Raw genomic sequence first — 23,874 nt, 5'->3', positions numbered from 1 at the left:
TATAAACTTTCCGATATGGCATCCTCATTGCAAATTGTAATTCGTAATTTTTATTCCGATGACTATCGGCACTCAACTGATTTATGAAGATCATCCTCGAACAGATCGGAAGGCGTTTTAACCGGGATTGGATTTTTAAAAATGTAAATTATACTTTCGAGACCGGGAATTCTTATGCTATCCTCGGTGCCAATGGAAGTGGAAAGTCAACACTCCTGCAAGTAATATCCGGCAGCCTCACCAGTTCAGAAGGCAAAGTAATTTATTCCAGCAATAACGTCCAGGTGGATATCGAAAATGTCTTTCCTGAATTAAGCCTTGCTGCTCCCTATCTCGAGCTTATTGAAGAGTTTTCTCTTAGTGAGCATATCGATTTCCATTTCCAATTTAAGAAATACCGAGAAGGCTATGATAAATCGTCACTTGTAGCTCTGCTTAATTTATTGCATTCAGAACATAAGGTGTTAAAAAATTTTTCTTCCGGAATGAAACAGCGTGTCAAACTTGCCCTGGCCTTTTGTTCGGACACTAAAGTGCTTTTGCTCGATGAACCAACCTCCAATCTGGATCAGCAGGGCATAGAATGGTATCGTTCTCTCATAACCATATTCTCGACAGACCGGCTCGTCATAATATGTTCTAACCAGGAACATGAATATTCTTTTTGTGCAGAAAGAATAAATGTTGAAGACTACAAGTAGACATTCTACACTCTTATTTGATTTTAAGTTGTGATTTGCAAAACTTCTTCGAATGAAGGTGTAGATGTTTGCTTTTTTCGCGCCCTAATCCGAAGAGGCTTCTATTTGTTAGGATCTAAAAAGACGCAATATAAAACAGGAATCAAAGACGAATCAAACAGGGATAAAAGAGGGATAAAACATAAACAATTACTATCTTTTATTTCTTTTTCATTCTTGTTTTATTTCCATTTGATCCGTTTTTTATATTTTATTGTTAAAAAATCTTCCTGTTTAAGATGCCATTTGCTCTATTGATCAGCTTTTTTGAAAATTAACTTTTTCACCGTATCTTTGCGCCTCGAAATCACTAATGTATTATGGCAAAAGCGTCAGAAATTAAGACAGGTAACATTTTACGTTATAACGGCGAGCTGGTAACTGTAGATGAGATAGTTCATCGTACTCCAGGAAAGGGTGGTGCTTTTTATATTGGAAAGTTCCGGAACATTAAGAGCGCTAAAACAGTTGAGGCACGATTAGGAACTGACGAGCAAGTGGAGATTTGCCGTGTAGAAACCAGTGATTACCAATACCTGTATGAAGAAGGCGATTATTTCGTAGTGATGGATAATACCTCATTTGAGCAGTTCAGCATAGAAAAAACCTTATTCGGTTCGGCTGCGAGATTTCTTAAAGAAGGAATGAATGTTATTGTTTCATTCGAAAGCGAAGAACCAATAATGGCTCAGGCTCCTACTACTGTCGAACTGGAGATTACTTACACTGAACCGGCTGTAAAGGGCGATACCTCTACAAACGCATTAAAAAGCGCAACAGTGGAGACTGGTATTGAGATAAAAGTTCCACTATTTGTGAATCAGGGTGACAAAGTCAGAGTTGATACCCGTACCGGAGATTATATTGAAAGAGTTAAATAGTATTTTAGTTTAGTTTTAGTTTAGGTTGATTACGCGGTCTTTCCAGAGGTGGAGAGGCCGTTTTTTATTGGGCATTTTCTTGTAGAGTTTTTTACATTAGTGTCGTGGATAAAGATTCAATACGCCAAAAATATTTAGACCAGCGACTCAAACTTCCCCATTCCCGGTATTGGATGCTGACGGATGAAATAATGGAAGAGGTTAAACGTATCGACTGGCAGGAAGGAGCCACTGTACACATTTTTCTGCCGATCAGAAAGAACAATGAGGTTGATACCTTTTCAATTCTCAACTATTTTAAACTCCACAACCCACAATTGAAAATCGTTGTTCCGCGAACTGATTTTGAGAATCTGTCGATCATAAATATTCTCTATGATCATGAATTCACCATTTTAGGGAGAAACAAATATGATATTCCGGAGCCTATACACGGGAAAACCATCCCGACAAAGGAGATAGACGTTGTATTTATTCCCTTGTTGGCTTTTGATATCCGTGGAAATCGGGTAGGTTACGGCAAAGGGTTTTATGATCGTTTTTTATCCGAATGCCGGTCGGATGTTTTAAAAATCGGATTATCCTTATTCGACCCTGTGGAGGTAATTAGTGATATTAATGAGTTTGATATCCCTCTCGATTGGTGTATCACCCCAGGGAAGACATGGAACTTTAATATACGGCAAATTCAGTAAACTAAAATTTCAACTCCAACAAAACCGGGCAGTGATCTGAGTGCCGCGCTTCAGGTAAGATTGCAGAGCGCCTGATGTGATTCCGCAAACCCTCTGTTACCATATTATAATCGATACGCCAGCCCAAATTTTTCATTCTGGCATTCGCCCTGTAGCTCCACCAGGTATAGTTATGCGGCTCGGAGTTCAAGTGTCTGAAACTGTCGACAAACCCAGTATTTATAAAGTTTTCCATCCATTCCCGTTCGGCCGGGAGAAAGCCTGATGAATTAGCATTGGATTTAGGATTATGAATATCAATGGCGCGGTGGCAAATGTTGTAGTCGCCGGAGATTACCAGTTTTGGATGCTCTATTTTCATTTTGTCAGCGTATTCCTGAAAATCCTCCAAAAACCGGTACTTAAATAGCTGACGCTCACTACCACTCGAACCCGAGGGGAAGTAGCAGCTCATTACGGAAAAATTTTCGAAGTCTGCACGAATAATACGGCCTTCCCTGTCGTACTCTTCAATTCCGCACCCATATTCGACATGCCTGGGAGAATGTTTTGTGAATATTGCGGTTCCACTATACCCTTTTTTCTCAGCCGGATTCCAATAGTGTTCGTACCCTAATTGTTCCAGGAGCAGCAGGTCAACCAACTGATCCGGCGTAGCCTTAATTTCTTGAAGGCATACGATATCGGGATTAGCAGCCTCAAGCCAGGCAAGCCAATTCTTGCTCAATGCAGAACGAATGCCGTTAACATTGTATGAAATTATTTTCATGAAATTTAAAGAGGGCTTCTTTTCAGTCCGAGTTTTCGTTTTTCAATTTTTCTTGCTTCGCCATTTTTGAGGACACTAACTTCCATTCGGATGTCCTCAACTGGCCGGTTTCCTGTTGAAGTAGCCACAGATACAATTGAATCTACCATAGCCAAGCCTTGAACAATTTCTCCGTAAACCGTATAATTCCCGTCAAGGTGAGGTGTTCCGCCCAAGGTTTTATAGACAGCACGTTGGGAATCAGGTATGAACCTCCCGTTCATGCGGCTCATCCGGGTTTTGTCCAGTTCCTCGTCGGTAAATTTTTTACCTTGAACCAGATAAAACTGGCTGGCACTGGAAGCTTTTTCGGGATTGTTGTCACGGGCGGCAGCTAATACGCCCTTCTTATGAAACAGGCTATCCCGAAATTCGGCGTCTACCCGATAACCCAGGTCGCCAGAACCCAGGGCCTGCGCTTGTGCAGCTTTTTTCGAGTCGGGGTCTCCGCCCTGGATCATAAATTCATTTATTACCCGATGGAAAAGAGTGCCATTATAAAATCCTTGTTTAGCTAACTTTATAAAATTGTCACGGTGTTTTGGCGTTTGGTTATACAACATCACGATACATTCGCCCTTAGAGGTTTTTATTATGACATAGCTATGCTTGGGTTTTGCACCAGATGAAAGCCCAAACAGTAGGGTAAGAAATAGAAGAGAGTATTTCATGCTATTCTAATAAGGTTTCAAAATAAGTAATAATCAGTGATCTCATGATCATTTCCTGCTCTAGCAGAGTATATGCGGGTATAGGTTTTACTAATGTCCAGTGTGGCCACCCATCCTGATCAATTCCCTCCAGCTCATAAAAACCCATCTCGCTAAACAACCTGCAATTTGCGATATGCATCAATTCTTCTTTCTGTCTCTTGCTGAATTTTTGCGGCCCTTTTCCTAATTCCTGAACGCCGATTAAAAAAAGCATAATTTTCATATCGGGGATATCGGTGTCAAAATCCCTGGCTATTCTTTTTTGTAGAAGCACCCATTTTTCGTTTATCTCCGACGGTTTCATAAGCGTAAAAGTCTACAAAAATTAGATATATGCAGCTATAGTCCGGGAGAAATGTATTTCGTGAACATCCTGGGTTCATTTGCCTTGTTTTCTGGTTTTAACGATTATTGCTAGTTTGTTCCTTAATACACATTAGTATATTTGTGTATGCAAAGACCAATCGTTACCGCCTTACTTGCCTATGGGATGTCCGGGAAGTTATTTCATGCTCCATTTATAAATTTCCACCAGGGATTTGATTTCAAAGGGGTTTTCGAACACAATAATAAACGTGTTCAGGCAGATTATCCCGGCGTTAAAAGTTATGAGTCCCTGCCTCAGATCCTGGATGACAAGGAGATTGAATTGGTAATTGTAAATACTCCCAGCAATTTGCACGTCGAACACACCAAACAAGCATTGCTTGCTGGCAAGCACGTTTTGGTCGAGAAGCCGTTTGCACCATCTGTAAAGGAAGCGAAGGAATTATTTGCACTTGCCCTGAAGCTTGACCGTAAGATAATGATATATCAAAACAGGCGGTTTTCAAGTGATTTCGCAGTTACGCGGGATGTTATCAATAGCGGGAAATTAGGCCATATTATCGAAATGCATCTTCGATATGATAGATATCGGTCAGAAATAGGCCCAAAAGCATTTAAGGAAAACCCATTCCCAGCTAGTGGAATCATGTATGATCTGGCGGCACATTTGCTCGATCAGGTGATTTGCCTGATGGGTAGACCGGAAAGCTATCGAAAGATCACGGGAATTTACCGTGAAAAGTCAAAAGTGGACGATTATGGACATATTCACTTGGTATACCCGGGCAAAAAGAACGTGTTTATTACTACAAGCCTCCTGGTTGCTGATCCATTGCCTGGGATAGTTATCCATGGTTCGAAAGGCTCATTTATAAAGTCTTTCTGTGATTCTCAGGAAGACCAGCTAATTGCGGGTATGAAGCCTGGAGATGCAGAATTTGGAAAAGAAGCGGCTGGGAAAGAGGGCAGATTAACTACCGTTAGTTCAATAGGAGAGAAAATAACAGAATCGATTCCTTCAATAAGAGGGAAATATATCGAACTTTTTGAATCTGTATACCAGAATATTAGAAACAATAATCCATTTCCTGTTAAGGAGGAAGAAGTTCTTATCCAACTAGAAATACTCGAAAGTAAAGCAGAGTAACAATTTTTAGGGAGAAAATCACGGTGGTTTGTTCAATTCCAAAAACTCTCGTTGAAGAAATAATGCAGGTGGATTCTTCTGAAAATCATTATGTAATGGAAAACTAACCGACTGGGCTGGCTTATATTAAATTGATTGAACAATGAAATTTTACCACAAATCAAATAGTAAAATTTTACAACATTAGAATAAAAGTTTTAGGTTTTTATATGCCTTTTATATATTTTTGAATCTGGAATGAAAAGAATTAAGAGATCTTTAGGCGTGGCATTGTCAGTAGTATTGCTACTGAGCTTCTCTGTCACGCTTATCCCGCTAGATTTCTTTCATAATCATCAGACCTCAGAAACCAGTGTTCCCTGCGTAAAAGGTAAAGCACAATCAAGCTGTACACACAAGCTGCACATTACTAAAAAAGCGGATTTCTGCTGGGCTTGTGCTGTTCATTTCGATAAGTCATTCACAAAAATAAGCTTCATAGAGAAGCTTAAACTTGCTCCTGGAATCTCCCTGTTCATTAATAATGACACAGCAGGATATTTTATTGAGTGCCTTTTTACAGGCCTACGGGGTCCCCCAACAGAATAATCTTTCTTTCTTTTTCTTTCGTGTTTACCTTTTTCGGTATTGACGTTCCGTTTATTTTTTATCTCACTTTTTATCTCACAGAAATGAAATTTATTATTCAATATATATTGTTATTCCTTATCTGCTCAAATCTTTCTGCCGAAACCCTTTCGCTTGATGGAAAAGTTATAGATGCTAATACTAAAGAAACCTTACCTGGTGCGCTTATAACTATACCAGACCTTAAAATCTCTGTTGTATCTAACAGTGCCGGACAATTTACATTTACTAATATCCCTTTAAGGGGGCGATTCCTTGTTGAGGTGAGATATATCGGATATAGTACACTAATTCAGACGATAGATCTTGCCTCGGGTTCCGGAATTGAATTTGCGTTATATCCCAGCACAATTGAAGCAAAAGAAGTAGTTATCACCGGAACAGCTTTTAGTACGGATAATCGGAAGAACAGCACTGCAGTTTCATCGGTTACCAAAGATCAGCTGGTAAATCGGCCCTCAGGTAATTTAGTCGATGCGATATCAAAAGTTCCGGGAGTATCTCAGGTTAGTACGGGTGGAGGAATTTCCAAGCCCGTCATTCGCGGCCTGAGTTATAATAGAGTAGTCACCTTGGTTGATGGAGCTAAGCAGGAAGGGCAGCAGTGGGGCGACGAGCACGGACTTGAAGTGGACCAATACAGTGCCGGCCGCGTTGAGGTTCTGCGTGGGGCAGCGAGTCTGTTGTATGGATCGGATGCTCTGGGGGGCGTAATTAATATACTTGAGCCTCTTCCATCACCAGAGGGTAAAATACAGGGAGAGCTGCTAAGTAGTTACCAATCTAACAATGGACTTAGTGGCAGCTCCGCAATGGTTCAAGGCAACGCGAATGGCTTCGTATGGCGGGCCCGCGGATCATATAAAAATGCTTTTAGTTACACGGCCCCTGGAGGCCGCATTGCTAATACCGGATACAATGAAACGAGTTTAAGCAGTCAGCTTGGATTTAATAAGAAATGGGGATATGCGCATTTGAACGTTTCCAGTTTCAGGAATAATATAGGCTTGCCGGATTTCAGCCGAAACAATGATGGAAAGTTCGAAGATGGAAACGGAAATACTTTTACGGACAGTGATCTACAAAACCGAACACTTTTTCTTCCATTTCAGGATATTCGCCACTATAAGGTCGCGTTCAATAGCCACGTATTATTTAACTCAGGAAGGTTACGTACAACAATTGCCTACCAGAATAACCAAAGGCGGGAGTTAGAGGACAATCGCACTGACCCTGCACTCTTTTTTGACCTTAAGACTTTTAGTTCTGATTTTAAATATTTTTTTAATGAAAGAAGTGGATGGGAACCAGTAATTGGTTTGTCGGGATCATTGCAAAACAATTTAAATAAAGCTGACGAGCTGTTGATCCCTGATTATGATTCTCGTGAGCTCGGACTATTTGCTTATGCAAAAAAATCATGGGAGGCTACCACTTTTAACCTTGGCGCAAGGTTCGATTACAGGGACATTAACGGCCTTGAAATGGATGAAGATGGTGCTCAAAAGTTCAACAATTTCAGCAACAGCTTTTCAAACCTTAGCGGTGCTCTGGGGTTTACACAGGAAATTGACGAGCATTTTAACTTTAAAGCGAATTTGGGATCCGCGTTTCGTTCACCGAACATTGCTGAATTAAGTTCGAATGGTGTCCATGAAGGCACGTTTAGATATGAGATTGGGAACAACAATTTGAAGCCTGAAAACAGTTACTATGGTGACCTTGCATTCGAATTCAACAATAATACCGTCAGCGCCAGTATTGGAGCCTTCAATAACTATATTGATAACTTTATTTTCAGCAGTCAGCTCAATAATGAAACAACTGTTGTCAATAGTGAGACATTGCCTCTTTATCGGTTTATACAGGCTAATGCTAACTTGTCTGGTCTGGAGGCTACCCTGACATTGCACCCTGCCAATCTAATCCATTTTGAAAACAGCTTTTCATACACTCGTGGAATTAACCGTGCTACGGATAATCCATTACCATTCATTCCGGCCGCAGTGCTAAGAAATGAATTAAGGTTGGAGCCTGATTTCAAAGGGCTAAAATCAAGTTACTTTTCCATAGGCCTCGACAATGTTTTTAAACAGAACCGGATTGATCTGTTCGAAACAACAACTCCCGGTTATAGCCTCGTAAATTTAGCAACAGGAACTACATTTATACTGGGTAAGCAGCCTTTAAGGTTAAACTTGTCTGTAAATAACGTGTTCGATAAAGCTTATTATGACCATTTGAGCAGATTTAAACCCGGTAGACTTGATGAATCAGCGCCAACTGTAGGTTATTACAACCAGGGGAGGAATGTATCTGTTGGGTTATATCTCCCTTTTAAATAAGACATTGTAACCTTCGATTGGTGAACAGATTTGCTGGAGTTTTAACCTTATATAAGTGTTAACGGTGAACATTAAACGCTAAGAGCGCTAATGATCTGATCGATCGTCAGTTTTTGTTGATCACCGCTTTTCATATTCTTCAGACTTAATGTTCCCCTATCCATTTCCTCACTTCCTATCAGGATTACGAATGGAATCTTTTTGTCGTCTGCATAATTAAGTTGTTTTTTAAGCTTAGCATGTGTCGGATAGATCTCTGAGTTAATTCCCGCATCCCTTAACTCGCCCAAAAGTGGCAATGCATATTTTTCAGCAACCGCATCAAAATTGCTGATCATTACCCGTGTACTCTCAGAAGAAGTTTCTGGAAACAACTTTAACTCCTCCATCACATCGTAGATGCGGTCTGCACCAAATGAAATTCCTACCCCAGTAAGATCCTTTAGTCCAAACATGCCGGTTAGGTCATCATAGCGTCCGCCGCCACCAATACTACCCATAGCAACCTCGTTGGTCTTAACTTCGAAAATGGCTCCTGTGTAATAGTTTAAACCACGGGCAAGGGTTATATCCAGTTCGAGAGGTAGAGGTTTGAGGTCGGAGGTCGGAGGTCGGAGGGAGGCGAGGTAACTGAAAATAGTCTCGATCTCTTCGATGCCTTTCAGACCAATGGAAGAATTTTTTAGAACAAATTGAAGGTTTTCAATTTTAGATTCGTTGGTACCCTTAAGCATTATAACGGGTTTCAGCACTTCAATGTCGGCCATGGTGAAACCCCGCTCAATTAGTTCTTTGCTTACTCCATCGAAGCCGATCTTATCAAGCTTATCGATGGCAACGGTCATATCGACCATCAGTTCCGGCTTACCAATTATCTCGGCTATTCCTGATAATATTTTGCGGTTATTGAGTTTGATGGTGAAATCTTTTAGACCAAGTTTGTTTAGTGCTTCATGGTATATCAAAATAAATTCAGCTTCATTCAACAAGCTTTCAGAACCCACTACGTCGGCATCGCATTGATAGAATTCACGATATCTGCCCTTTTGCGGCCGATCTGCACGCCATACTGGCTGTATCTGGAAGCGTTTGAACGGGAAGGAAATGTCATTTTGATGCATTACCACATAACGAGCGAATGGAACTGTCAGATCGTACCGAAGCGCTTTTTCGCTTATGGAAGATGTTATTGTAGTTGATGTTTGCGAGCCCAGCTTATCAGTTGGAATCTTTGATAAAAAGTCACCCGAATTTAAGATCTTAAAAATAAGCTTGTCTCCCTCATCACCATATTTCCCGGTAAGAGTTTCCAGACTTTCCAAGGTGGGAGTTTGGATTTCCTGGTAGCCAAATTTTCTAAAAACAGAACTAATAGTTTCGAAAATGTAATTCCTCCGTACCATTTCTGCAGGTGAAAAATCACGGGTTCCTTTCGGGATGGAAGGTTTGATAATTGCCATGTGATAAAGGTAAAAGATTATCCTGGAGAGTTGAATTCCACAATGATTTCCCTGCACCTTTTTTCGACCATTTTATAAACTGGATCGAATTGGGAATCATCATAATATGGATCGGGCACAATATCATTTTTCAAAAAAAGACTTACCTTTTTATGATCTTCATCGCTTCTTGCTAATGCCTTTACATCATTCAGGTTGCTGTAATCCATCACAAAAATGTAATCGTAAGTGTCAAAATCATCGACCTCGAATTTGCGGCAGCACTGACCAGAAATATCTACTCCGTAGTTTTTAGCTATTGCGACGGAACGATGGTCCGGCGGTGCTCCAACATGCCATCCTCCCGTGCCAGCTGAGTCAATTTCCCATTGAAGTCCTTCATCTTCTGAAAGTCTTTCCAAAATGCCATGAGCAAGTGGGGAGCGGCAAATGTTTCCCAGGCAAACCATCAAAATTTTCATTTATTCCTATTAAAAAATTTTATTAAGAAGCGCAGCAAGATGTACACCGCCTTTCAAAAGCTGCTCGTCAGCGATAGCGAGATAATCGTAAATGTATCGATAGCTTAGCTTATCACCGGATTTAACATTTGTATAAATCTTTTCACTAATCCGGTACGAATCGGCTACCCAAAGGTTTACATCTTCATTCTGCAATTGAAACAGCCTGGATTTATCTATGAAATTAACAGACTGTGCATATTCGGTGTAGCTCAATTCTTGTGATTCTATCAAATCAGTATCCCAAACCCGATGCAAATTAGACGACTGACCGAACCAGGTTAATTGGACTCTATTCCCACCAAGGTCTTCAAATCTGCCCGTGTGCATAGGCTGATGAAGGTCCCCGACAATATGAATTAGTAAACGCAGGTACATTACTTTTTTATCCAGATCCAACGCCTTATTCTCAAGCTCAGAACTGAGAAAGCGAATTTTGGTATAAGCATTTGTTGCCGTATCTCTAAGTAAATTACCTTGTATCTGGTCAGAGGTGAGGCCTGTTGGCAAATTTATATAATGCCAGTTGCTGATGTAGTTGTAGGAAGTTTCGGATTTAATAAAATCAGCCCAATTGCTCGCCATGGCTAGTGATTCATGTCCGAGAATCTTTTTTACTTCACGGCTGGCGCGCTTACTAAGGTAGCTTTGAGCAATTTCGCCCACAACCCGATGGCCTAACAAGCCCCAGGCCATCGTATTCATAGGAAGGTAGCAAATCAAAGTTATAAACAAGGCTTTCTTAATTACATTGATACCCATAAGATTTAGTTTAATGGTTTTTGAACACAAAGGGTTCTCTTTTTTAAAGTAAGACTTAAAGGCAAATGGTCTTGTAAGCCCTCCAAATTTAGGGAATCGCCACCACTTTTTTTGATTACAAACGCAGGCAAGTACTGCCCGATACGATAACATCCAGAAATTTTTTGCTTGAAATTCGCCTTAGTAAATGTGGCGGTTATCAACAGAGTATCCTCTCGAGTTTCATAAACACCTTTTGCATACTCTATCCAACTTCCATTATTAAAACAGCTGTCGGGATAAGTGTTCACTTTAGCGAATGTCTTAACAGTTATATACACGGAGTCGCAGATAAACTGAAACTGATGTTTCGAATATTGTAGCCTTTCATCCTGATATGCAACTAACCCTTCTTCCCAAATCCCTTGCAGGTCTTCACTTCCCTTCGCCTGCATGTTAGCGTTAAACTTGCAGGAATACAACGCACATGTGAATAGGATTAGAAAGCCAGGAGCAAAGGTGCTAATAAGGAGAAACCTGGTTTTCATTTCATTTCAATTCCTGCGGTCTGTGTAAGTGACAACCCGATTATTTTAATCCCCCGATCATTTCTTCAGGACGAACCCATTGATCGAACTGTTCATTCGTTAAAAGGCCCAAACTGAGTGCGGCTTCACGCAGAGATTTATTTTCTTTTAGTGCAGTTTTAGCGATTTTTGCTGCATTCTCATAACCGATATGGGGGTTTAATGCTGTAACAAGCATTAGCGAGTTTTCAAGGTGTTTTTTAATACCTTCAAAATTTGGAGTTATTCCAACAACACAATTATCTGTGAATGATACACATGCATCACCAATTAGTCTTGCCGACTGCAAGAAATTTGCCGCTATTAAAGGCTTGAAAACATTCAATTCATAATGCCCGTTTGACCCCCCTATGCTAATAGTTACATCATTACCCATCACCTGTGCAGCAACCATTGTTATTGCTTCATTCTGAGTGGGATTTACTTTCCCTGGCATTATTGAAGAGCCGGGTTCGTTATCGGGAATGTGTATTTCGCCGATACCTGAACGTGGCCCGGAAGCAAGCATGCGAATATCATTTCCAATTTTCATTAAGGAAACGGCTATCTGTTTTAATGCACCATGAGTTTCAACTATAGCATCATGAGCAGCGAGTGCTTCGAACTTATTCTCTGCAGTGCGGAACGGCAAGCCGGTGAATTCAGCAATATAGCTTGCAACGGCAACATCATATCCTTTAGGAGTATTAATACCTGTACCAACTGCGGTACCGCCCAGAGCCAGCTCCGATAAGTGATCCAAAGTGTTTTTTAGGGCCTTAAGGCCATGATTAAGTTGTGAAACATACCCGGAGAATTCTTGTCCAAGAGTCAACGGAGTAGCGTCCATTAAATGTGTACGCCCAATTTTGACAACATCCTTAAATTCGGAAACCTTTTTGTCAAGCGCATCTCTTAATTTTTCCACACCCGGAATGGTTACCTCTGAAACAAGCTGATAAGCCGCGATATGCATTGCTGTTGGAAAGGTATCATTTGATGACTGGGATTTATTTACATCATCGTTTGGATGAACAAAGGTTTTGCCTTCTCCAAGTTTATTTCCTTGCAGGACGTGAGCACGATTAGCAATCACTTCGTTTACATTCATGTTTGATTGAGTACCTGACCCTGTTTGCCAAATAACCAGAGGAAACTCTGAGGCTAGTTTACCTTCGAGTATCTCCTCACAAACTTTTGAAATAAGATCGCGTTTATCGATGGGCAAAATATTACTGTCTGTATTTGTATAGGCAGCGGCCTTTTTAAGAAAGGCAAAAGCTTCTATAATCTCTTTGGGCATCGATGCTTCGGGCCCAATTTTAAAATTATTTCTCGACCGTTCGGTCTGGGCTCCCCAATAATTATCGGCAGGTACCTGGACTTCACCCATGGTATCATGTTCTACTCTGTAAGTCATTGAAATAGTAATTTTGTTTTGCTGTAAATTTAGATTTTTTTGGTAGTTATGGCCCCATTTATTCAGAATTTAAGGCTGATGCCCTAAAAAATTACCTTTGAAAATTACTGATGTGTAAAACTCTTTAACAGCGATGATTGTAATAATTTATAATTTTCCCCATTAATTGATATTGATAACGTCCTAAATGATTTCTTACTTACGTCAGTTCCTTAGCTTAATTCTTGTGACAATTTTCCTTTATTCCTGCTCAACAGCTCCTTCTGAAAAAAGGAAACAGGAAAGAACAGTTACGGATGATGAATTAGACAGTATTGCACTCATTTATGATCCGAAGAAAGCTGATCCGAGATATGAAGACTTTGTCATGAGGCTCCATAAAAGGTCAAGCTTCAATGGAAATGTGTTAGTTGCCAAAAAGGGAAAAATCATTTATCAAAAGGCAATTGGGTGGGCAGACTATCTGCATCGTGACAGCTTGAAAATAAATTCTGTTTTTGAACTTGCTTCTGTTTCCAAGCCATTTACATCAGTCGGTATAATGATGCTTGTTGAGGATGGGAAACTGCGACTAAACCAAAATGTAAAGGAATTTTTTCCGGAATTTCCATATGACAGTATAACTGTAAAAATGCTCCTTACGCATCGCTCGGGGATGATGAACTATGTATATTTTGTAGATGGTCTTTGGAAAAAAGCAAAAAGAGATGAGCGCCCGGGGATAACAAACCAGGATGTGATGAAATTAATTGCTGAACATAAACCTAACCCATATATGAAACCGGGTAAAAAGTTTCACTACAATAATTCTAACTATATGGTACTCGCAGCCATTATAGAGAAAGTCAGCGGGCAGAAATATTCACAATATATGGCAGAAAATGTTTTTAAGCCGGCTGGTTTGAAAAATACTGCTGTTTATTCAAAAGCAGAATATGAAAAAATACCTGCTGATGTTATAGGGCATGATCGTACCTGGCGAAGATCGGTAGCTCAAAATTTCCTTGATGGTCCGGTGGGCGACAAGGGCGTCTACAGTACCATTCATGACCTTTTTCTTTTTGACCGTGCTTTAAGAAGCGGACGGCTATTAAAGAAAACATCCCTTGATTCGATGTATAAGCCTCAAAATGAAATGCAAAAAGGGCACTTTAATTATGGCTTTGGATGGCGCACTTTTGAGGATCAAGAAAAGAAAGTCGTATATCACACGGGATGGTGGCACGGCTTTCGACACATTTATTTACGCCAGCTCGATAATGATATAACAGTCATATTATTGAGCAATCTGACTAATGGAAGTTTGTTACGCCTCGACGAATTGTACGATTTAGCTGGTATGCCTGTTGTAAGGAAGAGCGCCTATTCTGGGAATGGAAAAAATAATTCGGATGATGAAGATTAAGACCTTCGAAGTTAATTTTTCTTCTTTAAAAGAATTTTTTAAAACATTATCAATAAAATGCTGATTTTATGGATAAAGACTTAAATTGCTGAAATTAACCGAGCGCCTAATTGGAGAAAAATGAGCAGAGTATTTATTATTGACGATGACCCTATCCATCAGCGTATAGCACAGATAATGATTGGAAAACATGAATTATTTGCAGAATATAACAGTTATACCGAAGCTGAGTTGGCCCTTGAATACCTGAAAGAGAATACTAAAAATGCTGAAGGTTTACCAGATGTAATACTACTTGATTTGAATATGCCGGTAGTTGATGGATGGGATTTTCTGGAAGCTTTCGATAAATTCCAATCCGAACTTATTAAGAATATCAAGATATTTATTGTTACATCTTCGGTTGATGAAAAGGACAGACTGAGATCACAAACTTTCTCGTTTGTAAAGGGATTTATCTCAAAACCATTATCACCGGATGTTATTAGAAGCACAATAGAATAAATTTCTTCTGAGAGATATGTTTGACAAGTTATTTGAGGCTCAGCAGAAGGCTGAGGAAATTAAAAAGCGATTAGATACAATCTCTGTTTCGGCCGAGGTGGAAGGGGGTAAAATAAGGGTTAGCTCCACAGCTAATAAACGGATTACCGGCATTTCGATTGATCCCGACTTTATGGCTAATGCCGATACGGAAGAACTAGAAGAATTATTGACTACGGTTATCAATAAGGCCCTTGAACAGGCAGAAAGTGTCAGCCAAACTGAAATGCAAGCCGCCACACGCGATATGATGGGCGGCTTGGGAAATCTATTCGGGAATAAGTAGTTTGGTCAAATAACTGTACCGTTCGGGATTACAGCTAATTTTTTGATAACAACAATGCCATCTTTAATGGTGTGTGTTGTAAAATCACCATCCTTAAGGTTTGGCCCGCCATTTATTCGAACGTCATTTCCAATGAAGCAGTTTTTGTCGATAATCGCGTTTTTGATATAGCAACGATCTCCTATTCCCATAATAGGATGTCCTGTATTGGCTGCATCGGTTAATTCATGAAGGGTTTGGTAGCGGTCTCCTCCCATTACGTATGTATTTACAATTGTCGTTCCCGTCCCTATTCGCGTTCGGATCCCTATAACCGATCGTTCAATCCTGCTTGCGTTAATGATACAACCGTCAGCTATAACCGTCTTTTCGAGCGTTGTCCCTGAAATTTTTGAAGGCGGAAGCATCCGTGCTCTCGAATAAATAGGCCGCTTGTCAAAGAGATTGAATTCCGGGATATCATCTGTCAATCCAAGATTGGCGTCAAAAAAGGAGTGTATATTACCAATATCAGTCCAGTAACCTTTATATTGGTAACTAGCTACCCGGTGACTCTCAAGCGACTGCGGGATGATTTCCTTACCAAAATCAGTACGAGTGTTATTCTCAAGAAGATCAAAAAGCAATTTTTTATTGAACAGGTAGATTCCCATGGAAGCTAAATAGTTTTTTCCGCTAGCTTTCATGTCGTCCCCCACTTCCGATTTCCAATCTACCAGAAGTTCTTTTTTAGGTTTTTCTATAAATGAGGTTATAAGGTTATTCTCATCAGCTTTAAGAATTCCAAAATCGGTTGCATCTTTTGCGGTAACCGGAATTGTAGCTATAGAAATCTCTGCACCGCTTTCTTCGTGATTTTTTATCATCAATTCAAAATCCATCTGGTAAAGCTGGTCGCCGGAAAGTATTAGAACATATTCACAATCATGCTGAACAAGATGATATAAGCATTGCCTTACTGCGTCAGCTGTGCCCTGGTACCATGTTGCATTATTGGGCGTTTGTTCCGCTGCAAGTATGTCGACAAAAGCTTCACTAAAGAAACTGAAATGATACGTATTTTTAATGTGCTTGTTTAGCGAGGCTGAGTTGAACTGTGTCAATACGAATATTCGTTCAATTCCAGAATTGAGGCAATTGGAAATTGGGATGTCAACAAGCCGGTATTTTCCTGCGATAGGTACGGCTGGTTTTGATCGTGTATCAGTTAAAGGATAAAGACGTGAACCTTGTCCACCTCCAAGTATAACAGAGATTACTTTAGACTGCATAGGGTTTGATTAAACTTTTATATAAATCGATATATTCTTTTGCCGACTTGTCCCAAGAGAAATCCAATGACATCATTTTTTTTCTCAGATTACACATCCTGCTGCTGTTCTGATAGAGATCTAAGGCCCTGCCCACAGCATCTACTATTTCCTTCACTTCAAGCTTGTCAAAGGTAATTCCATAACCTGCTACATCGTCCACATCAATAACAGTATCGCTCAGCCCTCCGGTGTTGTGTACTATAGGCATTGTGCCATATCTTACAGCGTATAGTTGGTTTAATCCACAGGGCTCCACCCTTGAGGGCATTAGCAGGAAATCTGCACCTGCATATATACGATGTGAAAGCTCCTCATCATAACCAATATAGATTCCGCATTGTTTTCTATGTTTAATTTTCAGGTTTTCAAGTTCCTTTTCTATTTCTGGTTCGCCCGAACCAAGTACAATAAAGTTAACTTTTCCCTTATAGAATTTGAGACAGGAATCAATAGCTGCAGGTAAAAGTTCAGCGCCTTTTTCACCAACAAGTCTCCCAATGAAAACTACCAACGGCTTAGTATCCGAAAGTTCAAATTCCTTACAAAGGATTTTCTTGTTCGATTTTTTCCCTTTATCTACTGTTTCAACATTATAATTCGGGGAAATCATTGGGTCACTTTCCGGATTCCAAACCTGTGTGTCAATTCCATTTATTATTCCAATTCCTTTTTTTTCTTCCAGTTGAAATAATTTTTCCAGCCCATTTGAATTAACTGATAATTCTTTTAAATAGTTAGGTGAAACTGTGGTAAACTTCCAACAGCATTTTACCGACGCAGCAAGTGAATTAATACAATTATTCCAGTCGAGCAGCCCCGCTTTATTCAAATCAATGGACGGGAGATAACCAACCTTATCCCAGCCCAGCCATCCCTGATACTGCCCATTATGTATCGTACAAATGGTTGGAATCTTCGCCAGTTCTTTGTATAAAGTTGAATGAGAAATAAGAAATGGAACAAGGCCCGAGTGATGATCATGACAATGAATGATATCGGGTTTCTTTTCAGACTTACTTATCCAGTCTACCACGGAGACTTGATAACTAATAAATTGCTTTATTTCGTCCGGATAACAATAAATTTCTTTCCGGTCGAGTAAGCCTTTAATGTAGATAAGGTATAAATCAAACCCCAGTTTACCAGTTTTTTCTTTTAGCACACTGTAATTAAATGTTTTACCTGCAGCTGCTGCCGATGAATTGAAGACTTCATCAAATTTATTTTCCTGAACAAACTTTCGATCATAATAAGGGAGAATAACTGATGCATTAATCCCAGCCTGGGTAAGATATTTAGGAAGCGCACCAACAACATCACCCAGTCCGCCAACTTTGGCAACAGGGTAGCATTCTGCACTAAGATGTATCACATCCATACAATAGACTTAAAAAACATAGAAAAACAATTTAGTAAACATTATTCAGATACAATGAATAAAAAACATCATTCATTTGTAAGAAAGGAAGTTTAAGTCTAGAGACGGAGTTTTAATGTGCTTCCAGCCAATTAGAACCTTCTCCTACCTCAACTAATATCGGAACAGTTGTCTTTATAGCATTTTTCATCCGTTCCTCAATGATCTTTTTCATGACTTCCGCTTCTGCTTTTGGCACATCAAAAACAAGTTCATCATGAACCTGCATAGTCATTTTGGAAGCTAAGTTTTGCTCTTTTATATCCTGATGTATGCGAATCATAGCAATTTTGATCATGTCTGCTGCTGATCCCTGGATTGGTGCGTTTATCGCGTTTCGTTCTGCGAAACCACGAACGGTTTGATTGGCCGAGTTGATATCGCGAAGGTAGCGGCGGCGACCCATAATGGTTTCAACGTATCCATGCTCCCGGGCAAAGTTTATGGTATCGTTCATATACTTTTTGATATTTGGATAGGTATTAAAATAATTTTCGATGATCTCTGCTGCCTCCTTTCTTGGGATCCCAAGACTTTGAGAAAGACCGAAAGCTGACTGGCCGTAAATAATCCCGAAGTTGACGGCTTTTGCATTACGGCGCTGTGTGGAAGTTACCTCATCTATCGCAATTCCGTATACTTTTGCAGCGGTTGCGGTGTGAATGTCGAGCCCCTGATCAAAAGCCTCCATCATGTTCTCATCTCTGCTAATTTCAGCTATCAGCCTAAGCTCTATCTGGGAATAATCGGCAGAGAGAAGGACATGATTTTCATCCCGGGGAATAAACGCTCTCCGGACCTCCCTCCCTCTTTCAGTTCTTATAGGAATATTTTGGAGGTTTGGATTGTTGGAACTTAGCCTGCCAGTTGCAGCCACGGCTTGGTTGTAAGAGGTGTGAATCCGACTGGTTTTACGATTAATCATTTGAGGGAGAGCATCCACATAAGTGGATTTTAGCTTTTGCAACTGACGGAAATCGAGGATGTCAGCTACTATATCACTTTTGTTGGCAAGCCGGCTTAACACTTCCTCGCCTGTTTGATACTGGCCGGTCTTGGTCTTTTTCGCCTGCGGGTCCAATTGTAATTTATCAAAAAGCACCTCCCCCAATTGTTTTGGGGATGCAATATTAAATTTAACACCAGCCTTTTCGTATATAGTGGTTTCAAGAAGTTTAAGATCAGTCTTTAAGATCTCAGAAAATTCTTCCAGCGCCTGCTGATCTATTTTTACCCCTTCTCTTTCAATATCTGCAAGCACATAGATCAAAGGGTTTTCTACTTCCCGAGCTAATTTCGCGGCATTCACATCTTCAAGAATGGGCTCAAAAACATCACGCAGCTGAAGAGTTATATCAGCATCTTCTCCTGCATATTCTTTGATCTTCTCGATCTCAGCATCACGCATATTTCCCTGACCCTTGCCTTTAGGGCCAATTAATGAGGTTATACTGACAGGCGTATAATTCAAATAATTTTCTGCAAGAAGATCCATATTATGTCTTGAATCTGGATCGATGAGATAATGAGCTAGCATGGTATCGAACAGTTCTCCTTTGACAGTTATTCCATACCAATTGAGGACGAGTATGTCATATTTTAGATTCTGGCCTATCTTAGCGATAATCGGATTCTCAAAAACTGATTTAAAATCGTCTACACATGTTTGACATTTAGTTTGATTAGCATCTAAAGGCACGTACCACGCTTCACCCGGTTTAATACAAAAAGATAGACCCACCAGTTCGCAGTCGTTTGCATCCAGACAAGTCGTTTCAGTATCAAAACAAAAACTTTTTTCACTAGAAAGAAGATCTGCCAATTCCTTTCTTTTTTCAGGTGTATCAATCAGAATATAATTGTGCACTGTATTTCCGATGTTCCTGGAAGCTGGAACTTTTTCGGAGTAAGGATCTGTGAGTTTTGCTGAAACGGAATTATTACTTGTTGTCGTGGTGGCAAACATATCCATCTGACCACTGCTGCTTTTTGCACCCTTACCATCGATAATATTAAATTCTTCTCCGAAAACACGACGTCCAAGAGTGCGGAATTCCAGTTCTGCAAAAAGAGGTTCAAGAACTTCGCGATTGGGTTCGTCGACATGCAAGGCCTCCACGTCCAGATCAACTGGAGCATTCAGCATGATTGTGGCCAATTTTTTTGACACAAGACCCTGTTCAGCGAAGTTTTCAACGTTTTCGCGAAGTTTCCCTTTTAGTTCATGGCTGTTCGCAATAATATTTTCTACAGAGCCGTACTGTTTGATAAGTTGCTTAGCTGTCTTTTCACCCACACCCGGAATGCCTGGAATATTGTCGACTGCATCACCCCATAGTCCCAAAATATCAATAACCTGTTCAACATTTTCGATTTCCCATTTTTCAAGGATCTCTTTAACGCCTAAGATTTCCATGCCATTGCCCATTCGGGCCGGCTTATAAATAAAAATGTTTTCTGATACCAGCTGTCCAAAGTCCTTATCGGGCGTCATGCAAAATACTGTAAAACCTTCTTTCTCCGCCTTTTTAGCCAGAGTTCCGATTATGTCATCCGCTTCGTATCCGTCAGAGAAGATACATGGTATGTTGAAACCTTCAATTACCCTAACAATGTAGGGTAGCGCTACTGAAAGGTCTTCAGGCATAGCCTGACGATGTGCTTTATATTCACTGAAATCGGTATGACGTTCAGTGGGCGCATCTGTATCAAAAACTACAGCCATATGAGTAGGCTGCTCTTTCTTAAGGACCTCTAGCAATGTGTTAGTGAAACCCATAATTGCGGATGTGTTCAATCCCCCGGATGTAAATCTTGGGCTTTTACTCAAAGCAAAATGAGCTCTGTATATAAGGGCGAATGCGTCAAGTAGGAAGAGCTTTTTCATTGAATTGAAGAGTTTAAATATGAAGGCCGAAAAATTCGTGGCCTTAATCCAAAGTTAATAATCTAATTAGTCACCCATTATTGCTAACGTTATTTTGCCAGGCATCCATCGATATGATCGTTGATCATGCCCGTGGCCTGCATGTGAGCATAACAAATAGTAGTACCAAAAAATTTAAAGCCTTTTTTTTTCATTTCGGTGCTGATGCGGTCTGAAAGTTCAGTTCGGGCAGGAGCATTTTTATGATCTTTAATGGAATTAATGATAGGCTTTTTATCGGAGAGAAAGCCCCATATATAATTTGAGAAAGTACCGAACTCTTTTTGAACATCCAGGAATAATTTAGCATTATTAATTGCGGCCTCTATTTTCTGCCGGTTTCTTATAATTCCACTATCCTGCATTAATCTTTCAATATCAGCCGCGGTAAATTGCGCTACTTTTTTCGCATCAAATTCAGCGAAAGCATTTCGATAATTTTCACGTTTTCGAAGTACAGTGATCCAGCTTAAGCCCGCCTGTGCACTCTCTAAAACTAGAAATTCAAATAATAATTTATCTTCATACACGGGTTTTCCCCACTCTTCATCATGATACTTAACATATAAGGGGTCGGTTCCACACCAGCCACAACGCAGAATCAGGCTCTCTTCTTTCATGGTTCAACACAAAGCTCATCCCAATACTCAACAGCTCTCCTGTAATGCGGAATTACAATAGAACCACCTACCAGGTTTGCAATCATAAAAATTTCATTCATTTCGGTTGAATTCACGCCTGCTTCATGACATTTCCCCAAATGGTATTTTATACAGTCATCACATCGTAGAACCATTGAAGCTACAAGGCCAAGCATTTCCTTGGTTTTAACATCCAATGATCCTTCGGCATACGTGGTAGTGTCTAAAGCAAGGAAGCGCTTCATGTTAGTGTTTGCACTATCCATGATGCGATCATTCATTTTATTGCGGTAATTATTGAACTCGTCTACTAATTTTCCCATTTGTTATGTTGTGATTTAAAGTTTTAGTTCGTTTGCCGGATCCCAGAATAAAGCTTCAAAGTTTTTAACCCCATCGTTTTCAACTTCAACGCCTTCTCCTTCCAGCAATTGCTGCATACTATCGGGAGTTAGAAAGTGAAACTTGCCTGTAAGAAGACCATTTCTGTTCACTACCCGCTGGGCAGGAACTGCTGGAACTGCTGTGTGTGCCGCATTCATAGCATATCCCACCATTCGTGCCGAACCTTTTGTGCCGAGGTATGAGGCTATTGCACCATATGAACTGACTCTCCCCGCAGGAATGAGCCTGACAACCTGGTAAACCTGATCGTAAAAGCTCATATCTTCCATTATACAAAACTGAATTTTAGGTAATTTATGGTTTTGTTAGTTGCAAGATACTTCTTCTCATAATAGGTTTTGATGGAAAGCACTTCATCTGCAAACTCGGAATTATAGAGATCGGGCGTGTTTATATACAATTCGAAGCCCGGTTCGGTAACTTTTTGAAGTGTATAAAGATATAATGAGTCGCTGTCTGTTTTAAGATGCACTGCACCATTTTTTTTAAGGATGGCTTCATACATTTGAAGAAAGCGAGGTGATGTCAGCCGTTTTTTTTCACGGCTTATTTGTGGTTGCGGATCCGGAAAAGTTATCCATATGTTAGAAATTTCATTTTCATTAAAATAATCAAGGAGATTTTCGATTTGGATACGTAGAAATGCAACATTTTCAATACCGTCTTCGAGAGCAGTTTTTGCCCCGCGCCATATTCGGTTTCCCTTATAATCAAGACCAATGAAATTTATGTCAGGAAAAAGTTTACCTAAATTGACCGTATATTCCCCTTTTCCGCAGCCTAACTCCAACACTACCGGATTTGAGTTGCTGAAATGCTGTCGAGCCCACTGGCCTTTTAATTCTTTCCCGTCTTCAAGCTCAATCACATTTTTGAATGCAGTGATTTCAGCAAACCGGCGCAATTTGTCCTTACCCATTTCTACTATTAAAGCTTGCAAAAATAGTTTTATCTTCGCATCATTACTATAACAGGTGGAAAAGAGAGCTAAAATATATATCGCTGGTCACAAGGGAATGGTAGGCTCAGCGATTCTAAGGAAGCTCGAGCGCGAAGGCTTTAGCAATTTAATTACACGCGGCTCGAAGGATCTGGATCTTACAGTTCAGGAGCAGGTTTCTGATTTTTTCTCAAAAGAACAACCAGACTATGTTTTTTTAGCCGCTGCCAGGGTGGGTGGAATTATAGCTAATAGTACGTATAGGGCTGATTTTATTTATCAGAATCTTGCTATTCAGAATAATGTGATACATCATTCTTATTTAAATAAGGTAAGGAAGCTGATGTTCCTGGGTTCTAGTTGTATTTATCCTAAAATGGCCCCTCAGCCAATTAAAGAAGAATATATGTTGACTGGCCCTCTGGAATACAGTAATGAGCCGTATGCAATTGCAAAAATTGCCGGAATCAAGATGTGCGAGGCTTACCGCTCTCAGTATAACTGCAACTTTATTTCCGTAATGCCAACCAATTTATATGGTTATAATGATAATTATCATCCACAAAACTCCCACGTTCTTCCCGCCTTGATCCGCAAATTTCATGAAGCTAAAATAAATTCGTCGCAGCAGGTTACTGTGCTTGGCACCGGAACCCCACTTCGCGAGTTTTTATTTTCAGATGATCTTGCTGATGCATGTTATTTTCTGATGCAAAACTACGATGAGCCAGGTCTAATAAACATCGGCACTGGAAATGATCTATCAGTAAGCGATCTTGCCTGCCTAATTAAAACAATCACGGGATATCAAGGGGATATAATTTTCGATTCTTCGAAGCCGGACGGAACACCCAAAAAGTTACTGGATGTTTCTAAACTTCAGGCACTGGGCTGGAGACATCAGATCGACCTTAAGGAGGGGATAAAGTTAGCTTACGAAGATTTTACAAAGAACGTATTCATTAAAATCAATTAAGCTAGTTTACAAAAAAAACCCATCCCCTTTTGTCGGGAGATGGGTTTGGATA

General features: G+C 40.1%; 25 protein-coding genes. 10 read left to right on the top strand and 15 right to left on the bottom strand.

Going from position 1 to position 23,874, the window contains the following annotated elements; genetic code table 11:
• Positions 1–83 precede the first annotated feature (83 nt).
• The 3 genes from ACLL8Z_RS04615 (at position 84) to ACLL8Z_RS04605 (ending at position 2,316) form a co-directional block, all read left to right on the top strand.
• On the top strand, positions 84–701 hold the full coding sequence (locus tag ACLL8Z_RS04615; RefSeq protein ID WP_411273589.1) for an ATP-binding cassette domain-containing protein: 618 nt from the start codon (positions 84–86) through the stop codon (positions 699–701).
• A gap of 359 nt (positions 702–1,060) precedes the next feature.
• Positions 1,061–1,621 (top strand): elongation factor P, encoded by a 561-nt coding sequence (gene efp, locus ACLL8Z_RS04610; RefSeq protein ID WP_411273588.1) that lies wholly within the window; start codon positions 1,061–1,063, stop codon positions 1,619–1,621.
• A gap of 104 nt (positions 1,622–1,725) precedes the next feature.
• Positions 1,726–2,316, top strand: coding sequence for a 5-formyltetrahydrofolate cyclo-ligase (locus ACLL8Z_RS04605; RefSeq protein ID WP_411273587.1), 591 nt, complete (start codon positions 1,726–1,728; stop codon positions 2,314–2,316).
• A 1-nt stretch (position 2,317) separates the two neighbouring features.
• Here the strand turns inward: ACLL8Z_RS04605 and ACLL8Z_RS04600 are convergent, their stop codons facing one another.
• From ACLL8Z_RS04600 to ACLL8Z_RS04590, 3 genes are read right to left on the bottom strand one after another with little or no spacing between them, the layout of a single operon-like run.
• Entirely contained in the window at positions 2,318–3,085 is a 768-nt protein-coding gene (locus ACLL8Z_RS04600) for an exodeoxyribonuclease III (protein WP_411273586.1), read from the bottom strand.
• Between the two features lie 5 nt (positions 3,086–3,090).
• A complete protein-coding gene (locus ACLL8Z_RS04595) occupies positions 3,091–3,795 on the bottom strand; it encodes a peptidylprolyl isomerase (protein ID WP_411273585.1) in 705 nt (234 codons plus the stop codon).
• A gap of 1 nt (position 3,796) precedes the next feature.
• Positions 3,797–4,141: a hypothetical protein gene (locus tag ACLL8Z_RS04590; protein ID WP_411273584.1), complete on the bottom strand. Its 345-nt coding sequence runs from the start codon at positions 4,139–4,141 to the stop codon at positions 3,797–3,799.
• Between the two features lie 147 nt (positions 4,142–4,288).
• On the opposite strand from ACLL8Z_RS04590, the gene ACLL8Z_RS04585 reads away from it, so the two are divergent.
• The 3 genes from ACLL8Z_RS04585 to ACLL8Z_RS04575 all read left to right on the top strand — a co-directional run bounded on the left by ACLL8Z_RS04585 (position 4,289) and on the right by ACLL8Z_RS04575 (position 8,283).
• On the top strand, positions 4,289–5,311 hold the full coding sequence (locus tag ACLL8Z_RS04585) for a Gfo/Idh/MocA family oxidoreductase (RefSeq protein WP_411273583.1): 1,023 nt from the start codon (positions 4,289–4,291) through the stop codon (positions 5,309–5,311).
• A 237-nt stretch (positions 5,312–5,548) separates the two neighbouring features.
• A complete protein-coding gene (locus ACLL8Z_RS04580) occupies positions 5,549–5,899 on the top strand; it encodes a hypothetical protein (RefSeq protein ID WP_411273582.1) in 351 nt (116 codons plus the stop codon).
• Between the two features lie 83 nt (positions 5,900–5,982).
• On the top strand, positions 5,983–8,283 hold the full coding sequence (locus ACLL8Z_RS04575) for a TonB-dependent receptor (RefSeq protein WP_411273581.1): 2,301 nt from the start codon (positions 5,983–5,985) through the stop codon (positions 8,281–8,283).
• 71 nt (positions 8,284–8,354) lie between these two features.
• Here the strand turns inward: ACLL8Z_RS04575 and hisS are convergent, their stop codons facing one another.
• From hisS to fumC, 5 genes are read right to left on the bottom strand one after another with little or no spacing between them, the layout of a single operon-like run.
• Entirely contained in the window at positions 8,355–9,743 is a 1,389-nt protein-coding gene (gene hisS, locus ACLL8Z_RS04570; RefSeq protein WP_411273580.1) for a histidine--tRNA ligase, read from the bottom strand.
• 17 nt (positions 9,744–9,760) lie between these two features.
• Positions 9,761–10,204: a low molecular weight protein-tyrosine-phosphatase gene (locus ACLL8Z_RS04565; RefSeq protein ID WP_411273579.1), complete on the bottom strand. Its 444-nt coding sequence runs from the start codon at positions 10,202–10,204 to the stop codon at positions 9,761–9,763.
• A 9-nt stretch (positions 10,205–10,213) separates the two neighbouring features.
• Positions 10,214–11,005 carry a S1/P1 nuclease gene (locus ACLL8Z_RS04560; protein WP_411273578.1) on the bottom strand — a complete coding sequence of 264 codons (792 nt, stop codon included), beginning with the start codon at positions 11,003–11,005 and terminating at the stop codon, positions 10,214–10,216.
• Positions 11,006–11,010: 5 nt separating this feature from the next.
• Positions 11,011–11,532 carry a fumarate hydratase gene (locus ACLL8Z_RS04555; protein ID WP_411273577.1) on the bottom strand — a complete coding sequence of 174 codons (522 nt, stop codon included), beginning with the start codon at positions 11,530–11,532 and terminating at the stop codon, positions 11,011–11,013.
• 40 nt (positions 11,533–11,572) lie between these two features.
• The gene (gene fumC, locus ACLL8Z_RS04550; protein ID WP_411273576.1) at positions 11,573–12,970 is read right to left on the bottom strand and encodes a class II fumarate hydratase; all 1,398 of its coding nucleotides are present in this window, start codon (positions 12,968–12,970) and stop codon (positions 11,573–11,575) included.
• A gap of 187 nt (positions 12,971–13,157) precedes the next feature.
• Here fumC and ACLL8Z_RS04545 point away from each other — a divergent pair, with 187 nt between their 5' ends.
• From ACLL8Z_RS04545 to ACLL8Z_RS04535, 3 genes are all read left to right on the top strand, one after another.
• Positions 13,158–14,375, top strand: coding sequence for a serine hydrolase domain-containing protein (locus ACLL8Z_RS04545; protein ID WP_411273575.1), 1,218 nt, complete (start codon positions 13,158–13,160; stop codon positions 14,373–14,375).
• A 120-nt stretch (positions 14,376–14,495) separates the two neighbouring features.
• Positions 14,496–14,879 (top strand): response regulator, encoded by a 384-nt coding sequence (locus ACLL8Z_RS04540; RefSeq protein WP_411273574.1) that lies wholly within the window; start codon positions 14,496–14,498, stop codon positions 14,877–14,879.
• Positions 14,880–14,895: 16 nt separating this feature from the next.
• Entirely contained in the window at positions 14,896–15,204 is a 309-nt protein-coding gene (locus tag ACLL8Z_RS04535; protein ID WP_411273573.1) for a YbaB/EbfC family nucleoid-associated protein, read from the top strand.
• A gap of 5 nt (positions 15,205–15,209) precedes the next feature.
• On the opposite strand, the gene ACLL8Z_RS04530 is transcribed toward ACLL8Z_RS04535, so the two are convergent.
• The 7 genes from ACLL8Z_RS04530 to trmB all read right to left on the bottom strand — a co-directional run bounded on the left by ACLL8Z_RS04530 (position 15,210) and on the right by trmB (position 22,825).
• The gene (locus tag ACLL8Z_RS04530; protein ID WP_411273572.1) at positions 15,210–16,475 is read right to left on the bottom strand and encodes a glucose-1-phosphate adenylyltransferase; all 1,266 of its coding nucleotides are present in this window, start codon (positions 16,473–16,475) and stop codon (positions 15,210–15,212) included.
• Positions 16,465–17,895 (bottom strand): glycogen synthase, encoded by a 1,431-nt coding sequence (locus ACLL8Z_RS04525; protein WP_411273571.1) that lies wholly within the window; start codon positions 17,893–17,895, stop codon positions 16,465–16,467. The genes ACLL8Z_RS04530 and ACLL8Z_RS04525 overlap by 11 nt, the downstream gene beginning before the upstream one ends.
• 112 nt (positions 17,896–18,007) lie before the next feature.
• Positions 18,008–20,821 carry a DNA polymerase I gene (gene polA / locus ACLL8Z_RS04520; protein WP_411273570.1) on the bottom strand — a complete coding sequence of 938 codons (2,814 nt, stop codon included), beginning with the start codon at positions 20,819–20,821 and terminating at the stop codon, positions 18,008–18,010.
• An 89-nt stretch (positions 20,822–20,910) separates the two neighbouring features.
• On the bottom strand, positions 20,911–21,480 hold the full coding sequence (locus ACLL8Z_RS04515) for a DNA-3-methyladenine glycosylase I (RefSeq protein WP_411273569.1): 570 nt from the start codon (positions 21,478–21,480) through the stop codon (positions 20,911–20,913).
• Positions 21,477–21,824 carry a carboxymuconolactone decarboxylase family protein gene (locus ACLL8Z_RS04510; RefSeq protein ID WP_411273568.1) on the bottom strand — a complete coding sequence of 116 codons (348 nt, stop codon included), beginning with the start codon at positions 21,822–21,824 and terminating at the stop codon, positions 21,477–21,479. The genes ACLL8Z_RS04515 and ACLL8Z_RS04510 overlap by 4 nt, the downstream gene beginning before the upstream one ends.
• 15 nt (positions 21,825–21,839) lie before the next feature.
• On the bottom strand, positions 21,840–22,175 hold the full coding sequence (locus ACLL8Z_RS04505) for an MGMT family protein (RefSeq protein WP_411273567.1): 336 nt from the start codon (positions 22,173–22,175) through the stop codon (positions 21,840–21,842).
• Positions 22,175–22,825 carry a tRNA (guanosine(46)-N7)-methyltransferase TrmB gene (gene trmB, locus ACLL8Z_RS04500; RefSeq protein WP_411273566.1) on the bottom strand — a complete coding sequence of 217 codons (651 nt, stop codon included), beginning with the start codon at positions 22,823–22,825 and terminating at the stop codon, positions 22,175–22,177. The genes ACLL8Z_RS04505 and trmB overlap by 1 nt, the downstream gene beginning before the upstream one ends.
• 55 nt (positions 22,826–22,880) lie before the next feature.
• Between trmB and ACLL8Z_RS04495 the strand changes: the two genes are divergently transcribed.
• Positions 22,881–23,822 carry a GDP-L-fucose synthase family protein gene (locus ACLL8Z_RS04495; protein ID WP_411273565.1) on the top strand — a complete coding sequence of 314 codons (942 nt, stop codon included), beginning with the start codon at positions 22,881–22,883 and terminating at the stop codon, positions 23,820–23,822.
• Positions 23,823–23,874: the final 52 nt, after the last annotated feature.

It is taken from the genome of Daejeonella sp., from assembly GCF_046590655.1.
Taxonomy (GTDB): Bacteria; Bacteroidota; Bacteroidia; order Sphingobacteriales; family Sphingobacteriaceae; genus Daejeonella.
This window is presented reverse-complemented; position numbering and strand designations above follow the sequence as displayed.